The sequence below is a fragment of the Salmonella sp. SAL4457 genome, from assembly GCF_046548235.1.
Lineage (GTDB): Bacteria > Pseudomonadota > Gammaproteobacteria > Enterobacterales > Enterobacteriaceae > Salmonella > Salmonella enterica.
This window is the reverse complement of sequence record NZ_JBGDZO010000461.1, coordinates 1-273: the sequence shown is the minus strand read 5'-3', so window position 1 is coordinate 273 and position 273 is coordinate 1. Positions and strand designations below refer to the sequence as shown.

Here is a 273-nt window from a genome sequence, read left to right as displayed (position 1 = left end):
CTCAAGCATGGCCCGCTGGCGCTGGTGGACAGCGACATGCCGGTGGTTACCGTGGCGCCGAACAACGAGCTGGTGGAGAAGCTCAAGTCGAACCTGCAGGAAGTCCGCGCCCGCGGCGGCGAACTGGTGGTGTTCGCCGACGAAGGCGCGGGCATCGAGGCTGGCGAGGGCACCCATGTGGTGGGCATGCCGCACATCGGCGACGTGCTCTCGCCGATCCTCTACACCATCCCGTTGCAATTGCTCTCGTACCATGTCGCCGTGCTCAAGGGC

Annotated in this window: 1 protein-coding gene; it reads left to right on the top strand. The window is 65.9% G+C overall.

Features of this window, described 5'->3' with window-relative positions; all coding sequences use genetic code 11:
* Positions 1-273 (top strand): SIS domain-containing protein (locus ACLJNW_RS25045; protein ID WP_410961335.1); only part of this gene is annotated, 273 nt, incomplete at both ends.